The organism is Microbacterium sp. zg.Y909 (genome assembly GCF_024626565.1).
Map to the genome: position 1 here is coordinate 1 of NZ_JANJFJ010000640.1, position 1,453 is coordinate 1,453.

At 75.6% G+C, this 1,453-nt stretch carries 2 protein-coding genes; both read right to left on the reverse strand.

All coding sequences use genetic code 11. From position 1 onward, the window contains the following. The coding region (locus NQ160_RS23700; RefSeq protein WP_257517441.1) for a protoporphyrinogen/coproporphyrinogen oxidase at positions 1-746 on the reverse strand (746 nt) is incomplete at its 3' end. Then, a partial coding sequence (locus tag NQ160_RS23705) for a uroporphyrinogen decarboxylase family protein (protein WP_257517442.1) occupies positions 743-1,453 on the reverse strand: 711 nt, incomplete at its 5' end. The genes NQ160_RS23705 and NQ160_RS23700, both read right to left, overlap by 4 nt.

Below are 1,453 nucleotides of genomic sequence, written 5' to 3' on the forward strand. Positions count from 1 at the left end.
ACGCCCAGTTCGGTCAGCCGCTCGACGAGCGCATCCACGAGGCGGGTCATGCCGCCGGCGAGTCCCTGCACCGCCTGGCCGGGCACGACGGCGCGGCCGCCACGCAGCTGCGCCACGGCGCCCGACAGCGAACCGGTGCGGGTGAGGGCGTTGTTGAGGCCCGGGGCGGCGAGGTCGACGTCGATGTCGTCGGGGCGTGCGGAGTACACGCCGGTGGTCACGGGGGCAACGAGCCGCTCGAGCACGGCCGTGCCCATGCGGCGGCGCACGAGGGCGCCGAGGCTGCGCTCGTGGCCGATCGTCAGTGGGGGGCGGAGGCGATCGAGGTAGGCCCGCCACGCGCCGCGCCAGCCGATGACGCGCCGAACGTCGTCCGAGAACGGGTTGGCGGGAATCCCGAGGATCCCGCCGGCGGGCAGCGGCGCCGCGGCCCCGCCCGGAAGGCCGGCCACCCAGGCGCCGGCCGCGCCCGGCGCGACCACGGCGTGCTGCAGCCCCAGTTCGGTCACCAGCGCCGCGACCGTGCCCCCGCGCGTGGCGAAGCTCTCGGCGCCGACGTCGACGGTCACCCCGTCGACGTCGGCGGAGCGGACGACGCCGCCGAGGCGGTCCGACGCTTCGAGCACCGTCACCTGCATGCCGACCTTCGCGCATTCGAGCGCCGCGACCAGGCCCGCGACACCGCCGCCGACGACGACGATGCGGGTGTCGCGCGCCTGCGCGACGAGGTCTACGGCGTCGCTCATGCGTCCTCCCCGTGGGCGAGGGCGACGATGCGGGTCAGCACCGTGGGATCGGCTTCGGGCGGCACGCCGTGCCCGAGGTTGAGGATGTGCGCACGGGCGGCGCCGCCGCGGGCGATGACGTCGCGGACGTGCGCCGACAGCACCGGCCAGGGCGCCGCCAGCAGCGCGGGATCGATGTTCCCCTGCAGCGTGACGTCGGGCCCGACGATGCGTGCGGCCTCGTCCAGCGGCGTCCGCCAGTCAACGCCCACCGCGTCGGCTCGCCCGCCCAGGAGCATGTCCGGAAGCAGGTGTGCGGTGCCGACGCCGAAGTGGATGCGGGGCACGGTGACCCCCTCGAGTGCGGCGAGGGAGTGCGGCGCGACGAACTCGCGGTAGTCCGCCGCCGACAGCGACCCCGCCCACGAGTCGAACAGCTGCACTGCCGACGCTCCGGCATCCGTCTGCACGCCCAGGAAGGCCCGCGAGACCTCGGCGAGCCACCCTGCCAGTCGGTGCCAGGCCTCGGGATCGGCGTGCATCATGCCGCGCGCGCGCAGGTGCTCCTTCGACGGGCCGCCCTCGACGAGGTAGGCGGCGAGGGTGAAGGGCGCGCCGGCGAAGCCGATCACGGGCACCTCGCCCAGCTCGGCGGTGACGATGCCGATGGCCTCGGCGATGGGACCGGATGCCGCGACCACCGCGGCCGGCTCGATCGCCGTCACGCG